This window comes from Pontibacter russatus (assembly GCF_009931655.1).
Lineage (GTDB): Bacteria > Bacteroidota > Bacteroidia > Cytophagales > Hymenobacteraceae > Pontibacter > Pontibacter russatus.
In genome coordinates this window covers 649,861-664,872 of the sequence record NZ_CP047984.1, presented here as the reverse complement: position 1 = coordinate 664,872, position 15,012 = coordinate 649,861, and the positions used below count along the sequence as shown (strand labels likewise).

Below are 15,012 nucleotides of genomic sequence, written 5' to 3'. Positions count from 1 at the left end.
TCTTTTACGGCAACAGGAGCGGATGGATTTTAATTCCGGAAAGACGCCGCTATCACATATTTTTGCTGTGGAGCAGGTGGCTGCTTAGCGCGCGGAACCGCAATGTAAGCAGCAACGCGGCCACTGTCAACCCAGCCAGCAGCCCCGTCCATATACCGTCTACCCCAAAGCCTGCTTTAAAGCACAGGAAATAGCCAATGGGCAGGCCAATTCCCCAGTAGGCCAGCAGCGATATCAGGCCCGGCACTTTTACATCCTCTATCCCGCGCAGGGCACCAAGCCCCACCACCTGCACTCCGTCCGAAATCTGGAACAGCGCGGCGATCACCAGCAGCGAGGAAGCGATGCGGATCACCTCTGGGTCATCAATGTACAACATTGGGATAATCCTGTTTCCCAGCATGATCAGCAGACCGCTGCCGATCATGAAAAGTGCTCCCATCACCAGGTTGCTGATGCCCGCCATGCGCATGGCCCTGAAATTTCCGAGTCCCTTTTGGTTACCCACCCGGATGGTGGCCGCAGCCGCAATACCGCTTGCCATCATGTAAGTGACAGCGGCCACGTTGATGGCAATCTGGTGCGCGGCCAGTTCTTTAGCTCCCAGCCACCCGATCATCACGGCAGAGAAACTAAAGGCGCCCATCTCGCAGATCATCTGCACCGATATGGGCAGGCCCAGCCGGAAAATGCGGTACATGTGCAGGAAGGACAGGTGGCGCAGCCGCAGGAAATGGTGGAAAACCTCAAAGCGCTTTGCACGCAGCACGTATCCTGCCATCATCATGGCCATCACCACTCGCGAAATCAGCGTTGCCCAACCGGCGCCCACCAGCCCCATTGGCTCGAACCCTAACTTACCGAAAATTAAGATATAATTCAGAATAATATTCAGAGAATTTGCCACGATGGAGATCCACATCGCCTGCTTGGTGAGCGAGAGCCCCTCGGCGAACTGCCGGAAAGCCTGGAACACCATCAGCGGCACCATCGACAGGAACAGGATATTGATATAGGGTATGGCGAGGGCCACCACCTGCTGCGGCTGCCCCAGCAGGGTGATGTAAGGCGAGAGGAGGTAGCCCATAAGGAAGAGCACGACGCCGAGCAGCACATTGGACACCAACCCGTTGAGCAGCAGCAGCGAGATGCGTGTGTGGTTCCGGCGGCCGTCGGCAGCGGCAATCAGCGGTGTGATGCTGTACGACACGCCCAGCCCGAACACCATCGCCAGCGTAAAAATGCTGTTGCCCAGCGAGGCCCCCGCCAGCGGCAGTGTGCCCGCCTGCCCCACCATCAGGCTGTCAAACACGCTCACCATGATATGGCCCAGCTGGCTGAGCATCACTGGATAGGCGAGCGTGAAGTTTTTGGAGAAATGTTGTTTATAGGTGAAGCTGTCCATGCACGCGGTCTCTTGATTCGGCCCTCAAAAGTAGCGCTTTTTCTGCGGACGCGGTGTGGGTATTCAGAAGGATGCTCGGTGGAGGGAGCGAAAAGCTGAAGACTTATGCGGGTACTGGGGCCAAAGTGGCTTTGCCTATATAGCAGCAGCCTCTACACCTATGGAGCTGCAGAGGCTGTCATGCTTTTATATACAAATTCTTACGTCGTGACGGGGCGGGCGTAGGCCTGGGCGTCCTCCAGTGAAATTTCGGGGCCGCTCATGATCACGAGGCGCTCCACCACGTTGCGGAGTTCGCGCACGTTGCCGCGCCAGTCCAACTCCTGCAGAAAACGGATGGCTTCCGGGGAGATAGTCTTTGGTTTGTTGCCGTAGTCGTTGGCGATGTCGTTGAGGAACTTCTGCACCAGGTCCGGGATGTCCTCGCGGCGGTCGTTGAGCGGGGGCACGTGGATGAGGATGACACCGAGGCGGTGGTACAAATCCTCGCGGAAGTTGCGGGCCTCGATCTCCTGCAGCAGGTTTTTGTTAGTGGCCGCCACCACGCGCACATCCACCTGAATGTCCTTGTCGCCGCCCACGCGCGTAATCTTGTGCTCCTGCAGGGCGCGCAGCACCTTGGCCTGTGCAGAGAGGCTCATGTCGCCCACCTCGTCGAGGAACAGCGTGCCGCCGTTGGCCTGCTCAAACTTGCCGATGCGCTGCTTCACCGCCGAGGTAAAGGAGCCTTTTTCGTGGCCGAAAAGCTCACTCTCGATGAGTTCGCTCGGGATGGCGGCGCAGTTCACCTCTATCAGCGGGCCGTTGCTGCGGTTGCTGTACTCGTGTATGGCACGGGCCACCAGTTCCTTGCCGGAGCCGTTGGGCCCGGTTATGAGCACGCGCGCATCGGTGGGCGCCACTTTCTCGATGGCGCTCTTCACGCGGGAGAGGGCGGGGGAACTGCCTACCATCTCATAGGTTTTGGAGATTTTCTTCTTCAGTATCTTTGTCTCCGTCACCAGGCTCGATTTGTCGAGGGCGTTGCGCACGCTCACCAGCAGGCGGTTGAGGTCCGGCGGCTTCTGCAGGAAATCGTAGGCACCCTTTTTAGTGGCCTCCACGGCCGTGTCGATGGTGCCGTGGGCGGAGATCATGATGAAGGGGGTGTCGGGCGAGATTTCCATGGCTTTCTCCAGCACCTCAATGCCGTCCATGCCGGGCATCTTGATGTCGCAGAGCACCACATCGTACTTCGAGCGGCCGAGCAGCTGCAGGGCTTTCTCGCCGTCCTCGGCCTCGTCTACGGTGTAGCTCTCAAACTCCAGGATTTCTTTTAACGTGTACCGGATAGCCCGCTCATCATCTACAATTAATATTTTGGGCATAGTTTTATGTGGTGTTGTCAGGATAAGTTAGCGATTCGTGGGCCGCGCGTCAAGTCGGTCAGTGGTTTTACGCAAAAACAGCCACACCGATACCGCCGCCGGGCAGCTGCTCTAAGCGAGCGGCGCCTCCGGCTCGGCCTGCGCCGGCACCCGCACCTGCAGCAGCGGCTCCTCTTTCTCGTAGAGCAGCACGTAGTCGCATTCCATGCCGTTGATGGCATTTAGATAGTCGAGTGCGGTGCGCAGAGAGGCTTTGGCTGTGTCGCACTGCGCGTCCGGGTTTTGGGTGGTATAATTGGTGAACAGTTCCCTGCCTTCAATTTGTACTGGTTTCACGAAGCTGGCGGCGTCGCTTTCTGTCATTTCCCCGTAGTCAAGGGCGCTGGCAACGCGGATTCCCCGTAACTCGCTCAGGGCCTTTGCCCGCTCCACTTCCTTCTGGCTTCTGAAAGCCAGCAGCATATAGCCGGTTCGAAGATCAATGCATTCCATAATATTTAGACTTAATGTGTTTTGTCGGTAAGCTAATGTTCTGATAGCCGAGAGCATATAACTCTCAACGCGCTCTGTTTGTTGTGGTTAGTCCCTGATTTATGGTTAGTGGCGGGATATAAGGCCCGGGCGGCCCCCCAGCCCGAACGAATACCTTTCAGATCTTGTACACCCCCTGCAGCATCTGTTGCAGGAGTTCCGGCCACTGCCAGAACAGGACTCGTACCCATAACGAAACGAAGCGTTCTTTCCTGAGGCAAAGCTAAGGTTAATACATTATATAACAGAAAGAAATTCACTACAGCGCTATATAAATTTAAAAAGCTGACAATAAGGGCCTTGTGCAGTGGTGTGGCATGATAATTTAATATTTCTCAGACGGCCTACATGGCGCGGCCACATGCGCGTATAGTACCCGGGCAGTATTCGGTGCGCAGTGCGCCCGGGAGCCGCGGGATAGCAGGTCACGAGCGTGGACGTTCGCGTCCTGTCAATTATCAAGTTGACGCGAACTCGGGAATTATTTTGCTTATTCCTCTAGCTGCTGTACATCCCAATAGACGCAATCAACACGGTATTTACGAAGAAACCAATAGGGAATAAATATAAACTATCCATATTTTTAAGCCGGGAAATGCTTTGTGTTCCGGATGAATTTATATATTTACCATTGCTGACATACTGCTCAGGAGCAGACGGGGGAGCAGGCGTAAGGGATCGGCAGCCATTGTGCGTATATTGAAACTACTATATAACCCTTAACCAACTGTACTACTATGGGAATGCTGTCTGAGTTTAAAGAGTTTGCCATGCGCGGCAACGTCATGGATCTGGCGGTGGGCGTTATCATCGGCGCGGCCTTCGCCCGCATCGTCGACTCCATCGTCAACGACCTGATCATGCCGCTGGTGGGCACCCTCATCGGCGACGTCGATTTTTCGAGTTACTACATACCGCTTTCGGCCGATGTGCCCAAAGGCCTTGCGCTGGAGGAGGCCCGCAAGCTCGGGGCGGTGTTTGCCTGGGGAAATTTTGTGACGGTGCTCATTTACTTCCTCATCCTGGCGTTCATCATCTTCCTGCTCGTGAAAGCCATGAACCAGCTGATGCGCAAGAAGGCTGCTGCCCCGGAGGTGCCGCCAGCTCCCACCAAAGAGGAGATCCTGCTCACCGAGATGCGCGACTCGCTCCGCCAAATCGCATCCAGGTAGCTTATATATAGCCCGGGACCACGAGCCCGGGCTTTTTCATATCCCATCAGCCTCTGTTTCGTGTCCTCGCCCGTGCCAGCGTCTATATGGATATGCCGCCATTCTTTACTCTAGCCTGCTAAAACGAAGCCCTGTATGCCACCAGAAAAGCCCATCGCCTATGCCACGCCCATCCGGCGGCTCGAGTACCTGATGGGCGTGCATTATGTGGAGGTGCCGGAAGCGGTGGTGCTGCAACTGGGCGGCAAGCTGAACGTGCGGCTCCTGTGTACCGTCAACGGGGCTTGCACGTTTCAGTGTGGCCTGGTGGCGCTGGGGCAGGGCAGCGGCTATATCAGCCTGAACGCCGCGCGCATGAAGCAGGCAAAGGTGCGCCACGGCGACACGGTGACGGTGGCGCTAACGAAAGACAACAGCGCCTACGGGGTGGAGATGCCGCCAGAGCTAACCGAACTGCTGGAGCAGGACGAGGAGGGAAACCGCCGCTTCCATCTGCTGCCGCCGGGCAAGCAGCGGTACATCATCCAGCACGTCGGCGGCGTCAAAAGCAGCCAGCTGCGCATCGACCGTGCCATCCTGCTGATCGAAAACCTGAAGCGGCTGCCCCATGGCAAAGAGCCGTTTCGGGAAATACTGGGCAAAAAGAGCTGAGTGCGGCAGCAGGTCTACGCAAACTCCACCCGCAACTGCACGCGCGCTGCGTCCGGGTTAGTCATGGGTGTCACGGTCACCTCCTCGGCCTCGTTGAAATAGGCGGCGATGCCCTTCACAATGCCTATGCCGACGTAGGATAGGCGGCGCTCGGAGTGATAGTCGATGACCAGCAGCTTCGGCGACACCTTGCTCACCGACAGCCGGGGCGGGCTGGTGCGCGTGTCGTTTTTGCGGACAGCCCCGTGCATGTGGTCCTCGGCGTGCAGCAGCATGTCGTAGGTGTTCCAATCGGGCTTCACGTACTTTTTGTAGATCATGAGCAGATCAGGTACCAGGAACATGCCGAACTGCTCCTGCACCTGGTGCGGCGTTTTGCCCGAGAGGGCGGCTACGGCGCCCACAATTTTCACCAATTCCTGCGTAGGGTACATCTCCTGCATCTGGTAGCCCGTGCGCCTGATGCCGGTAATGTCCATGATCTTGACCCAGGTGCTGTAATCGAACGTGCTTTCCACAAATCTTTTCAGGAAAGCGAAAATAGAGCCATGCATGACGTCCTCCCGCCTGTTTATGCCCGTTGTGTCGCTGCTATCCATAAATAAAGAATTTCGCAATTTCCGCATGTCGTAAACTTACATAAAAAATGTAAAAGGCAAACCCCCAGTGAGCTGGCTTGGCTTCTTTAGTAGGATATTAACGGATTTAAGTATAAATTAGACAGGTTAAAAGTTGAAGGCCCGGAGGGAGGCGCGGCTGCGCTTTCCTGACAATTAGAAGCAGACCCCTTTATGACAGCAGGCGCATATGACACAGCTCGGCAGGGCAAAACCTCGCTGGAGGAAAAAATGGCACAGAGAATCAGTGAGATAGCGGCAGTGGCCGACGAACTGCCCGGGGTGGTGATCATCCACAACCTGCAGAAGCAGATGACGGTGGAGTATATATCGCCGCGCGGCGAGCGCGAACTGGGCGTTAGCCTGCAGCACCTGAAGCAAATCGGCACAGCATATTACACCAACTATTTCAACCCCGAAGACGCCAAAGATTACGTGCCGAAGGTGATGGACATGCTGGAGCGGAACGATGACGACGAGATCGTCTCATTTTTCCAGCAAGTGCGCACCAACCAGGGCCAGCCCTGGGCCTGGCACCTCAGCACCACCAAAATTTTTATGCGCGACGAGGCAGGAGCACCGCTGCTCACCATTACCGTAGCCATGCCGATAGACCCGCTGCACCACGTCACCGCGAAAGTGACGAGGCTGTTGGACGAGAACAACTTCCTGCGGGGGCACTACCACAAATTCAGCCAGCTTTCGGGGCGCGAGCAGGAGGTGCTGCGGCTGATGTCGCTGGGGCAGAGCGCCGCCGAGACGGCCGAGGAACTCTATATATCCGTCACCACCGTAGAAACGCACCGGCGCAACATCAAGCAGAAGCTGGAGACAAAGTCCTTCTTCGAGCTGACGCAGTACGCCCGCGCCTTCGACCTGATATAGCACCAACAAACTTTTATGCGCGGCAAAACCATGATGGCGAGGTCGTCCTCGCAATTAGTGCCGTGAGTTTGGCGACAGTACAAAAGGGGCTGCACAGGAGGAGAGTTTGTAAAGGCATTCTCTCCCAGCCACTCTCGCAAGTTGAAAGCCTGCTGCCATAGAGCACCACCGGTTTCCGCGCCGCTAAAACTGGCGGCATAATATGATGCGCATATATGGTGCGAGCGTCTATGCTCATAACTTGCTACCCCGCGGCCTCTGGCCGCTTACATATAGCGCAGGCTGCTATACTGCAAATCCCCTCCTTATCCAACGCACGCAGAGGCCATATATAAAACAGGTCACGGCGAAATAGCCGAGCACCTGACCAGCGCTTTTATCCTATGCGAATGGCTTTATGCGGCTACCCCCAACTATTTGGCCTCAACAAAGTATACGTAGGAGGCTTGCCTGCGCTGTGCTGTTACAGCCTCCGGAAAGCAATGGCTTATCTCACAAACCCCTGCCAGCTGCTGTAGCTGGCGGCCAAAGCAAAACCAAAGAATTATATGCAGATAAATGTTTACCCCGGCAGCCCATATCCCTTGGGCGCTACCTGGGACGGAAAAGGAGTTAATTTCGCACTGTACGCCGGAAACGCGACCGGAGTCGATCTCTGCCTCTACGACGCCAAAGACCCCAGAAAAGAAATCGCGGAAGTCAAGCTCGGCGAGCACACCCACCAGATATGGCACGCCTACCTCCCTGGATTAAAGCCCGGCCAGCTCTACGGATACCGTGTACACGGGCCTTACGAGCCGGAGCAGGGCAATCGCTACAACGCCAACAAACTCCTTATCGACCCCTATGCAAAAGCCATTTCCGGAACCGTGGAGTGGCACGACTCGCTGTTTGGGTACGAGGTGGGGCATGAGGACGAGGATCTTAGCCTGAGTGAGAGCGACAGCGCACCCTACCTTCCCAAATCTGTTGTGGTGAATCAGCAGTACGACTGGGAAGACGACAAAGCACCCAAGATTCCTTACCACAGGTCCATCATATATGAGGCGCATGTAAAGGGCTTCACCATGCTGCACCCTGACATCCCGGACAAGATAAGGGGCACCTATAAGGGCATGGCTCACCCTGAGTCGATCAAGTACCTGAAAGAGCTGGGCATCACAGCGGTGGAGTTCATGCCCGTACACCATTTCATAACGGACCGCTACCTGAAGGAGAAGGGCCTGACGAATTACTGGGGCTATAACTCTATTGGTTTTTTCGCCCCGGATGTGCGCTACTGCAGCAACGGCACCCACGGAGAGCAGGTGGTGGAGTTCAAGGACATGGTGAAGGCGCTGCACAAGGCCGGTATTGAGGTGATCCTGGACGTGGTGTACAACCACACGGGCGAAGGCAACCACATGGGCCCCACTCTCTCATTCAAGGGGATAGACAACGCCTCTTACTACCGCCTGGTGGAGGACAACAAGCGGTTCTATATGGATTATACCGGCACAGGCAACACTTTGAACTCCAGCCTCCCCAGCGCGCTCCGCCTGATTATGGACAGCCTGCGCTACTGGATTCTGGAAATGCACGTGGACGGCTTCCGGTTTGACCTGGCCTCCGCGCTTGCCCGCGAACTGCACGGGGTGGACAAGCTGGGCTCTTTTTTCGACATCATCCACCAGGACCCGATAATATCGCAGGTGAAGCTGATTGCCGAGCCCTGGGACGTGGGCGAGGGCGGCTACCAGGTAGGCAACTTCCCGGCTGGCTGGACAGAGTGGAACGGCAAGTACCGCGACTGCATGCGCGACTACTGGCGCGGCGAGCACAGCATGCTGGCCGAGTTTGCCGAGCGTTTCACGGGCAGTTCCGACCTGTACCAGGACGACTACCGCCGCCCTACCGCCAGCATCAACTTCATCACGGCGCACGATGGCTTCACGCTGCACGACCTGGTCTCGTATAACGAGAAGCACAACCTGGAGAACGGCGAGGATAACAATGACGGCGAAAGCCACAACCGGTCGTGGAACTGCGGCGTGGAAGGCCCCTCAGACGACCCCGCGGTGCTGGCGCTGCGCCAGAAGCAGAAGCGCAACCTGCTGACTACGCTCCTCCTGTCGCAGGGGGTGCCGATGCTGGTGGCAGGCGATGAGATCAGCCGCACGCAGAAAGGCAACAACAACGCCTATTGCCAGGACAACGAGATTTCGTGGCTGAACTGGGAGGAAGCGGATACAAAGATGCTTCGGTTTACCAGGAAGCTCATTAAGTTCAAGAAAGACCACCCCGCCTTCGGTCGCAGGCGCTGGTTTCAGGGCCAGCCCATCAAAGGCACCGGGGTATATGACATTGCCTGGTTCCTGCCCGAGGGCACCGAAATGGACGAAGAGCACTGGAGCCACGACTACGCCAAATCGCTGGCGGTGTTCCTCAACGGCCACGGAATCCACTTCCTGGGTCCGAAAGGGGAGCAGGTGAAGGACGACAGCTTTTACCTTATTTTCAACGCCCACCACGAGCCCATTACCTATAGGCTGCCCTCCAAAAGATATGGCGACAAGTGGATCAAAATTCTGGACACCTCCAGCGAGGGAGGATTTGAAAAGGAGCCTGAAACCTACGCACCACGCAAAACAATTGAAGTAGAGGGCCGCTCAATGGTGCTGCTGCTGTGCCCGCTCGATAAGAGCTGAGTTGGAGGATATATGAAGCATAGACACGGGGATTGGTTTATATATGGATCGCTGTAAGTCAATCGGTTATCCTTATTTACAAAGGGCCGGAAGGAGGGACAAGCAAGCAGTTTAGAGTCCAGGCCTAATAATTCCCGAGAGCCGTCAGTTTGATAGCTTGCCACATGAGCCATATATAAGCCGGGCCCCACTCTGTAACAGAGTGGGGCCCGGCTTATATATGATTTCAGATGTAATGCTGCTGAACACTGATTATGAGGTGGTCTAAACCTAAGCTTGTTCCACCCGGAACTCAGTAAATCCAGTTACGCTGCCGCTTACACATGCGATTGCTTCTTCAGCGCGGCGATCTGCTGGTTCAGCTCATCGATCCGGTTCATCTCGGTCTGCAGCTCGCGCTTCACCTTCAGCTCTTTCTCCCGGGCGTTTTTCTTGTACTCGTTGTATTCCTGGTCTATCTCCTCAAAGGCCCGTTGTTTCTCAACGGCCACCAGCTTGCTGCTCCTGTACTGCATCAGGAAAATGCCCGACAGCACGAGCAGGATAATGATGACGGCGAAGCTGAGTATCACGTAATTCTGCTTTTCCATATCTATCCCCAGCACCGAGAGGTTGGCCACGTTGTAGGCGCTCTGCTCCACTTCCTTCTCCTTGGCGGCATACTGCTCTTTCAGGGCCTGCAGCTGGCTGTTCTGCTGCTGGATATTCTCCTTGGCCTGCGCCAGTTCCTCGTCCCTTTCTTTACCTGCCTCCAGCAGCGCTTTCTCACGCGCCTCCATCGAGTCCTGCACACTTTTCCAGAACGCATCCAGGGCCTTTACATTGACAACTTTGTAAGTCCTGTTGTTTTCCACGTAGGAGTTGGCGTCGTCCTTCAGATTTTTGAACTGCCTGGCGAGCGAGTTATTGGCAGGAGCTCCCTCTTTAGCTGTTCCCTGTGCGCTGGCAACGGTGAAAGACGACGCAAAGATTAAGAGTAAAAAGAATGACTTCATGGTTTTGAGAATGATGTCCGGGCGAAGTAGCCAGGGTGAAACAAAATATTTATGCGTTAGAGCGTTATTTTAAGTGTTTTGCTGATGCGGTGAAGTACAAGACTACTAAAGTTAACTTTAAAAATGCACTTTTTATTGTTAAAGCCCCAAAAGTACCTCCCGAAGCGGCTCTTTTTCAGGTAAGAGGCACTGCCTGCGCAATGCGTTTATATATCTTGCGGTCCTTTTAGTGTACGAAAAGGGCCAGGATGCAGAAAGCGTCAATCACCAGCAGCGCCAGGGTGATATCCTGCGTCTTCCCGCTCACCAGTTTCATGGCCGTCCAGCTCAGAAAGCCCCATATGATGCCCTGCGTGATGGAGTAGGAAAACGGAATCAGCACCATTGCCAGAAATGCCGGAATCGCCTCGTCCAGTTGCTGCCAGTCTACCTTCGTGACAGGGCGCACCATAAACACGCCCACCAGCACCAGCGCCGGGGCGGTGGCGATGGCCGGAATAACGGAAAGCAGCGGTGCCAGGAACAGGAACGGCAGAAACAGCAGCGCGCCCACCACCGCCGTGAGCCCGGTGCGCCCGCCTGCCTCTATCCCCACCGCCGACTCTATATAGGCCGTGCCGGGGCTAGACCCGACCAGTCCGGCTAGGGTAGTGGCAAAGGCGTCCGTCATCAGGGAGCGTTTGATGTTCCGGGGCTGGCCCTGCGCGTCCGTCAGGTTGGCGGCCTCGGCCAGGCCCACGAAGGTAGAGATGCTGTCGAACATATCCGTAAACACAAACGCGAAGATAACCGGCACCACCGCCCACTGTAATGAGTTTATATAGTCCAGCTGCAGCAGCAGGCTGAAATCGGGCGCGGCGAAAACACCCTGCCAGTTCACCTGCGGGTCCGCACCCAGGCCCCACCAGCGGCCCAGCGGGTAGGCGGCCAGCGTGGTGAAGAGGATACCGAACAGGATGCCGCCCTTCACCTGCTTCGTCAGCAGAACGGCCGTCAGGAGCAGACCGGCCAGGAAGGTGAGCACGGAGGGCGTTATGTCGCCGATGCTGAGGATGGTAGCCGGGTTGGCCACGATGAATTTGGCATTGGCAAAACCTATCAGCGTGATGAACAGGCCGATGCCCGCCGCGATGGCATAGCGGAGGGGCCGCGGAATGGCCAGCAGGATAAGCGTGCGGATGTTGAAGGCCGACAGCAGCAGAAACACAATGCCCGACCAGAACACCGCCCCCAGCGCGACCTGCCACGTAACCCCCAGCCCCAGCACCGCTGAGTAAGTAAAGAAGGCGTTCAGGCCCATGCCGGGCGCTACAATGATGGGGTTCTTCGCGTACAGCCCCATCATCAGGCTGCTGAAGAAACAGACGATGACCGTGGCTGTCAGCACCCCGGCAAAGGGCATCCCGGCCTGGCTGAGGACGCTGGGGTTGACGACAATGATATAGGAGGTGGCCAGAAAAGAAGCGACTCCGGCAATAATCTCGGTTTGCACCGTAGTGTTGTTCTTCTTCAGTTCAAAAAAGTCCTGCATGTTGTATCTGCGTTATGACACGGGCGCTTTTACCGGCCTTGAACCGGCAAAGAAAGCCAAAATTAAGAAAAAGCAGGTTAACAGGATTATAAAAGGTGGGTACAGCTGTTAGAAACGGGCAGGTTGCATGCCGACATGCTTTCATAGGGACAGGTCGCGGCCTGCACGAAACTTCCTCGCACTAATCTGAATCTTCTCAAGGGCCCCTACCCCCAGGATTTCAGGATTTAAGGATGGTCAGGATGAACTTCTAAATTACATCAGCCGCCTTCGATTCATGTATCGGCCATTTTCGTCTCAGGCCATGATCCCCGCCCCCGGAGCTTTAGGACTGGGCTATATATTGTTATTCGCCCTGATAACTGTTAATTTCAGGCCAGCAGGTGCTGCGGCACCTGCTTGTTTCTAAACCTATATATAAACTAAAACGAAAGACATGTTTGTACACCACGTATTTTTCTGGCTTAAGAATGCCGGTTCGGAAGAAGATAAAGCGAAACTGCTGGAAGGCCTGCGCGAAATGACGTCTATCAAGGAAATCCGGACCTTACACATCGGAGAGCCGGCCAGCACCAACAGGGATGTAATCGAGAAAGGCTACGACGTGTCGTGGCTGCTGATTTTCGACAACCTGGAGGACCAGGAGGTTTACCAGGTACACCCGGTACACAAAGCCTTTGTAGAGAAGTGCTCCTCGCTCTGGGCTAAGGTGGTGGTGTATGATGCCACAGATGTAAAATAAAGTGTAGCCGGAGCCGCTGCCACAAGCGTGGCGGCTCCGGCTATATATAACCGACACAACGGCGGCACAGGACATGGACAACTCCGCCACCTTCACTTTCTACGGCAGCCTGAACGACTTCCTGCCCAGGGCGAAACGGGAAATGCAGCTGCTATATAGGTTTGCCGGTGCCCCGGCCGTGAAAGATGCCATCGAAGCGCTGGGTGTGCCCCACCCGGAAGTAGCGGTGATTTTAATAAATGAAAAGCCTGTAGGTTTTTACCACTCCCTGCAGCCGGGCGATACTGTAGCCGTTTATCCGGCGGGCTGGAGGGAGTTCTTTCCTGCTGATTTTTCGCTGCGCTCCGGCGAGGCCGCCCCGGAGAAGTTTGTGTTGGATGTGCATCTGGGCAGGTTGGCCAGGGCGCTGCGGATGCTGGGCTTCGACAGCTGCTATCGCAACGACTACACCGATCAGGACATCGCTCATATAGCTCAATCCGAAAACCGCACCGTCCTGACGCGGGACGTCGGGCTGCTAAAACAGAAGTCTATACAATGGGGCTACTGGCTGCGCTCCCAGCACCTGGAGGCGCAACTGCAGGAGGTCATCACCTACTTCAACCTGCAGGACCGGCTACAGCCTTTCTCCCGCTGCATCGCCTGCAACGGCACCATCACCGAAGTGCCGAAGGAAAGCGTAATAGCGCAGCTTCCTCCCAAAACCAGGCTATATTTCCACGAGTTCTACCAATGCACTGGCTGTAACCGCGTTTACTGGAAAGGCTCACATTACGACCGGATGCAACGGATTATAGAACACTGGATCTGATTGTAAGTGTTTATAAGTAAGCCATATATAGCTTAGCTGTTGAAGTGGTACAGGAAGGTGATGATGCCGGTGAAGGCGGGTTTTTTGCTGTCCTGAATCTCCATCGTTACCTCCAGCCTCGCCTTGGCGATGCCGCGCAGGTCTTTCACCGAAAGCAGTTTTGCCCGCAGGCGCACGGCGCTGTTCACCGTCACGGCCTGGTTAAAGCGCAGGCTCTCGATCTCGTAGTTCACCTGCATCTTCAGGTTTTCAATCAAGGCAATCTGCGACCACAGGTAGGGCAGGAGCGACACGGTGAGGTAGCCGTGGGCGATGGTGCTTCCGAAGGGTGTCTCCGTTCTGGCCCGCTCCGCGTCGAGGTGTATCCACTGGTGGTCCAGGGTGGCGTCGGCAAACTTGTTTATTTGCTCCTGCGTAATGGTATGGTAATCTGACACACCCATTTCAGCCCCTTCGTGCTGCTCGAGCTCTTTCAGGCTCCCGATAGTTAGCTTGCTCATTAAAGTTTATATATAACAAAGGTTAAATTTCCTGTCAATACCCTGCTCCCGCACCGCCTGCGGAAACAGCGTGGCTACCTCCTATATGGGCTTCGGGTGCGAAAGGTTAACTTAAGTTTGTGCGGCCGGGGGCGGCCTGGTTGGGGAGCACCGGCGCCTGTGCGGCAGCGCGTGCTCGAACACCGGCTCAATATAGGTAATTTCGGTATATGCCGCTATATGCGCGACGCCTCAAAATAAGGCAGGCTCTAACGTGGCTGGTACGGAAACAGCGCAACGCGCACCATATATAGGACATAGGCCTGACTATAGACAAAAGCAGGCGTCGGAATAGATTTTCAGAAAGTGGCTGTCGCTAAGGATGGGGAGCTTCCGGAATTAGCATATACAGGAAAGCAGCCAATCAAGGGTACCATCTAATGTCTCATGTCTAAAATCTAATGTCTAAAGTCTTGTGTCCTGATACTTTTGTCTTAAATTAAAGAAAGTCGATGATAGGAATAGTCATACTGGCGGCGGGGGCCTCCGCCCGGATGGGGGAGCCGAAGCAGGAGCTTCTATACAAGGGGGAAACCCTGCTGCAGCACGCCGTCAACGCCGCGCTCGCCACCAACTGCCAGCCGGTAATCGTAGTGCTGGGAGCGAACACTAATTTATATATGCCGGAAGAGGCGAGTAAATCCGTCGCCACGGTCCACAACCCGGATTGGCAGGAGGGGATGAGTTCCTCCATACGCTGCGGCCTTTCTGCCCTGCTGACTGCCGCGCCGCATACGGAGGGCGTTATCCTGATGGTGTGCGATCAACCTTTTGTGAAAGCATCCCTGCTCAACAGCCTGATACACACAAAGGAGTCGAGTGGTAAGGGCATTGTCGCCTGCCAGTACAAGGACACCCTGGGCACGCCCGTGCTTTTCAGCAAGGATTATTTTGATGAACTGCTTTACCTGCGGGGGAAAGAGGGAGCCAAGAAACTGCTGTTCCGGCACAACGAAGATGTGGCCGACATGCCATTTGCCCTGGGTGCCATAGACATCGACACACCGGAAGATTATGCCTTGTTAAGAAGAACGGAGTCAAAGGGTTAAGTTGATAATTTTGAACATTTTTTCTTGATT

Annotated in this window: 14 protein-coding genes; 7 read left to right on the top strand and 7 right to left on the bottom strand. The window is 55.4% G+C overall.

From position 1 onward, the window contains the following. Positions 1–52: 52 nt before the first annotated feature. The 3 genes from GSQ62_RS02705 to GSQ62_RS02695 form a co-directional block, all read right to left on the bottom strand. Complete coding sequence (locus GSQ62_RS02705; protein ID WP_161888081.1) at positions 53–1,405, bottom strand: MATE family efflux transporter; 1,353 nt, start codon at positions 1,403–1,405, stop codon at positions 53–55. 200 nt (positions 1,406–1,605) lie between these two features. Continuing rightward, on the bottom strand, positions 1,606–2,772 hold the full coding sequence (locus tag GSQ62_RS02700) for a sigma-54-dependent transcriptional regulator (protein ID WP_161888080.1): 1,167 nt from the start codon (positions 2,770–2,772) through the stop codon (positions 1,606–1,608). Positions 2,773–2,883: 111 nt separating this feature from the next. Then, entirely contained in the window at positions 2,884–3,264 is a 381-nt protein-coding gene (locus tag GSQ62_RS02695) for a hypothetical protein (RefSeq protein WP_161888079.1), read from the bottom strand. 776 nt (positions 3,265–4,040) lie between these two features. On the opposite strand from GSQ62_RS02695, the gene mscL reads away from it, so the two are divergent. Both mscL and GSQ62_RS02685 read left to right on the top strand, forming a co-directional pair. Beyond that, entirely contained in the window at positions 4,041–4,475 is a 435-nt protein-coding gene (gene mscL, locus GSQ62_RS02690) for a large conductance mechanosensitive channel protein MscL (RefSeq protein WP_237586927.1), read from the top strand. A 135-nt stretch (positions 4,476–4,610) separates the two neighbouring features. Further along, positions 4,611–5,126 (top strand): YdeI/OmpD-associated family protein, encoded by a 516-nt coding sequence (locus GSQ62_RS02685; RefSeq protein WP_161888078.1) that lies wholly within the window; start codon positions 4,611–4,613, stop codon positions 5,124–5,126. 14 nt (positions 5,127–5,140) lie between these two features. Here GSQ62_RS02685 and GSQ62_RS02680 read toward each other — a convergent pair whose 3' ends face one another. Next, positions 5,141–5,725, bottom strand: coding sequence for a heme NO-binding domain-containing protein (locus GSQ62_RS02680; RefSeq protein WP_161888077.1), 585 nt, complete (start codon positions 5,723–5,725; stop codon positions 5,141–5,143). A 249-nt stretch (positions 5,726–5,974) separates the two neighbouring features. Between GSQ62_RS02680 and GSQ62_RS02675 the strand changes: the two genes are divergently transcribed. Further along, a complete protein-coding gene (locus GSQ62_RS02675; protein ID WP_237586925.1) occupies positions 5,975–6,628 on the top strand; it encodes a response regulator transcription factor in 654 nt (217 codons plus the stop codon). A 548-nt stretch (positions 6,629–7,176) separates the two neighbouring features. Beyond that, positions 7,177–9,315 carry a glycogen debranching protein GlgX gene (glgX, locus tag GSQ62_RS02670; RefSeq protein ID WP_161888075.1) on the top strand — a complete coding sequence of 713 codons (2,139 nt, stop codon included), beginning with the start codon at positions 7,177–7,179 and terminating at the stop codon, positions 9,313–9,315. A 317-nt stretch (positions 9,316–9,632) separates the two neighbouring features. Here the strand turns inward: glgX and GSQ62_RS02665 are convergent, their stop codons facing one another. Together GSQ62_RS02665 and GSQ62_RS02660 are read right to left on the bottom strand one after the other, a co-directional pair. After that, positions 9,633–10,310 carry a hypothetical protein gene (locus GSQ62_RS02665; protein ID WP_161888074.1) on the bottom strand — a complete coding sequence of 226 codons (678 nt, stop codon included), beginning with the start codon at positions 10,308–10,310 and terminating at the stop codon, positions 9,633–9,635. A 226-nt stretch (positions 10,311–10,536) separates the two neighbouring features. After that, the gene (locus GSQ62_RS02660) at positions 10,537–11,841 is read right to left on the bottom strand and encodes an NCS2 family permease (RefSeq protein WP_161888073.1); all 1,305 of its coding nucleotides are present in this window, start codon (positions 11,839–11,841) and stop codon (positions 10,537–10,539) included. Positions 11,842–12,277: 436 nt separating this feature from the next. Between GSQ62_RS02660 and GSQ62_RS02655 the strand changes: the two genes are divergently transcribed. Both GSQ62_RS02655 and GSQ62_RS02650 read left to right on the top strand, forming a co-directional pair. Next, positions 12,278–12,583: a Dabb family protein gene (locus tag GSQ62_RS02655; RefSeq protein ID WP_161888072.1), complete on the top strand. Its 306-nt coding sequence runs from the start codon at positions 12,278–12,280 to the stop codon at positions 12,581–12,583. 73 nt (positions 12,584–12,656) lie between these two features. After that, on the top strand, positions 12,657–13,394 hold the full coding sequence (locus tag GSQ62_RS02650; protein ID WP_161888071.1) for a Mut7-C RNAse domain-containing protein: 738 nt from the start codon (positions 12,657–12,659) through the stop codon (positions 13,392–13,394). Between the two features lie 32 nt (positions 13,395–13,426). Here GSQ62_RS02650 and GSQ62_RS02645 read toward each other — a convergent pair whose 3' ends face one another. After that, positions 13,427–13,894: a MaoC family dehydratase gene (locus GSQ62_RS02645; RefSeq protein ID WP_161888070.1), complete on the bottom strand. Its 468-nt coding sequence runs from the start codon at positions 13,892–13,894 to the stop codon at positions 13,427–13,429. 491 nt (positions 13,895–14,385) lie between these two features. On the opposite strand from GSQ62_RS02645, the gene GSQ62_RS02640 reads away from it, so the two are divergent. Continuing rightward, positions 14,386–14,982, top strand: a complete 597-nt coding sequence (locus GSQ62_RS02640; RefSeq protein WP_161888069.1) for a nucleotidyltransferase family protein — start codon at positions 14,386–14,388, stop codon at positions 14,980–14,982. Positions 14,983–15,012: the final 30 nt, after the last annotated feature.

What these genes read in the sequence shown, in the direction of transcription:
- glgX (WP_161888075.1), top strand. Translation starts at nt 7,177, where the DNA reads ATGCAGATAAATGTTTACCCCGGCAGCCCATATCCCTTGGGCGCTACC.
- GSQ62_RS02685 (WP_161888078.1), top strand. Translation starts at nt 4,611, where the DNA reads ATGCCACCAGAAAAGCCCATCGCCTATGCCACGCCCATCCGGCGGCTC.
- GSQ62_RS02645 (WP_161888070.1), bottom strand. Translation starts at nt 13,894, where the DNA reads ATGAGCAAGCTAACTATCGGGAGCCTGAAAGAGCTCGAGCAGCACGAA.
- GSQ62_RS02655 (WP_161888072.1), top strand. Translation starts at nt 12,278, where the DNA reads ATGTTTGTACACCACGTATTTTTCTGGCTTAAGAATGCCGGTTCGGAA.
- GSQ62_RS02675 (WP_237586925.1), top strand. Translation starts at nt 5,975, where the DNA reads ATGGCACAGAGAATCAGTGAGATAGCGGCAGTGGCCGACGAACTGCCC.
- mscL (WP_237586927.1), top strand. Translation starts at nt 4,041, where the DNA reads ATGGGAATGCTGTCTGAGTTTAAAGAGTTTGCCATGCGCGGCAACGTC.
- GSQ62_RS02705 (WP_161888081.1), bottom strand. Translation starts at nt 1,405, where the DNA reads ATGGACAGCTTCACCTATAAACAACATTTCTCCAAAAACTTCACGCTC.
- GSQ62_RS02700 (WP_161888080.1), bottom strand. Translation starts at nt 2,772, where the DNA reads ATGCCCAAAATATTAATTGTAGATGATGAGCGGGCTATCCGGTACACG.
- GSQ62_RS02650 (WP_161888071.1), top strand. Translation starts at nt 12,657, where the DNA reads ATGGACAACTCCGCCACCTTCACTTTCTACGGCAGCCTGAACGACTTC.
- GSQ62_RS02640 (WP_161888069.1), top strand. Translation starts at nt 14,386, where the DNA reads ATGATAGGAATAGTCATACTGGCGGCGGGGGCCTCCGCCCGGATGGGG.
- GSQ62_RS02660 (WP_161888073.1), bottom strand. Translation starts at nt 11,841, where the DNA reads ATGCAGGACTTTTTTGAACTGAAGAAGAACAACACTACGGTGCAAACC.
- GSQ62_RS02680 (WP_161888077.1), bottom strand. Translation starts at nt 5,725, where the DNA reads ATGGATAGCAGCGACACAACGGGCATAAACAGGCGGGAGGACGTCATG.
- GSQ62_RS02665 (WP_161888074.1), bottom strand. Translation starts at nt 10,310, where the DNA reads ATGAAGTCATTCTTTTTACTCTTAATCTTTGCGTCGTCTTTCACCGTT.
- GSQ62_RS02695 (WP_161888079.1), bottom strand. Translation starts at nt 3,264, where the DNA reads ATGGAATGCATTGATCTTCGAACCGGCTATATGCTGCTGGCTTTCAGA.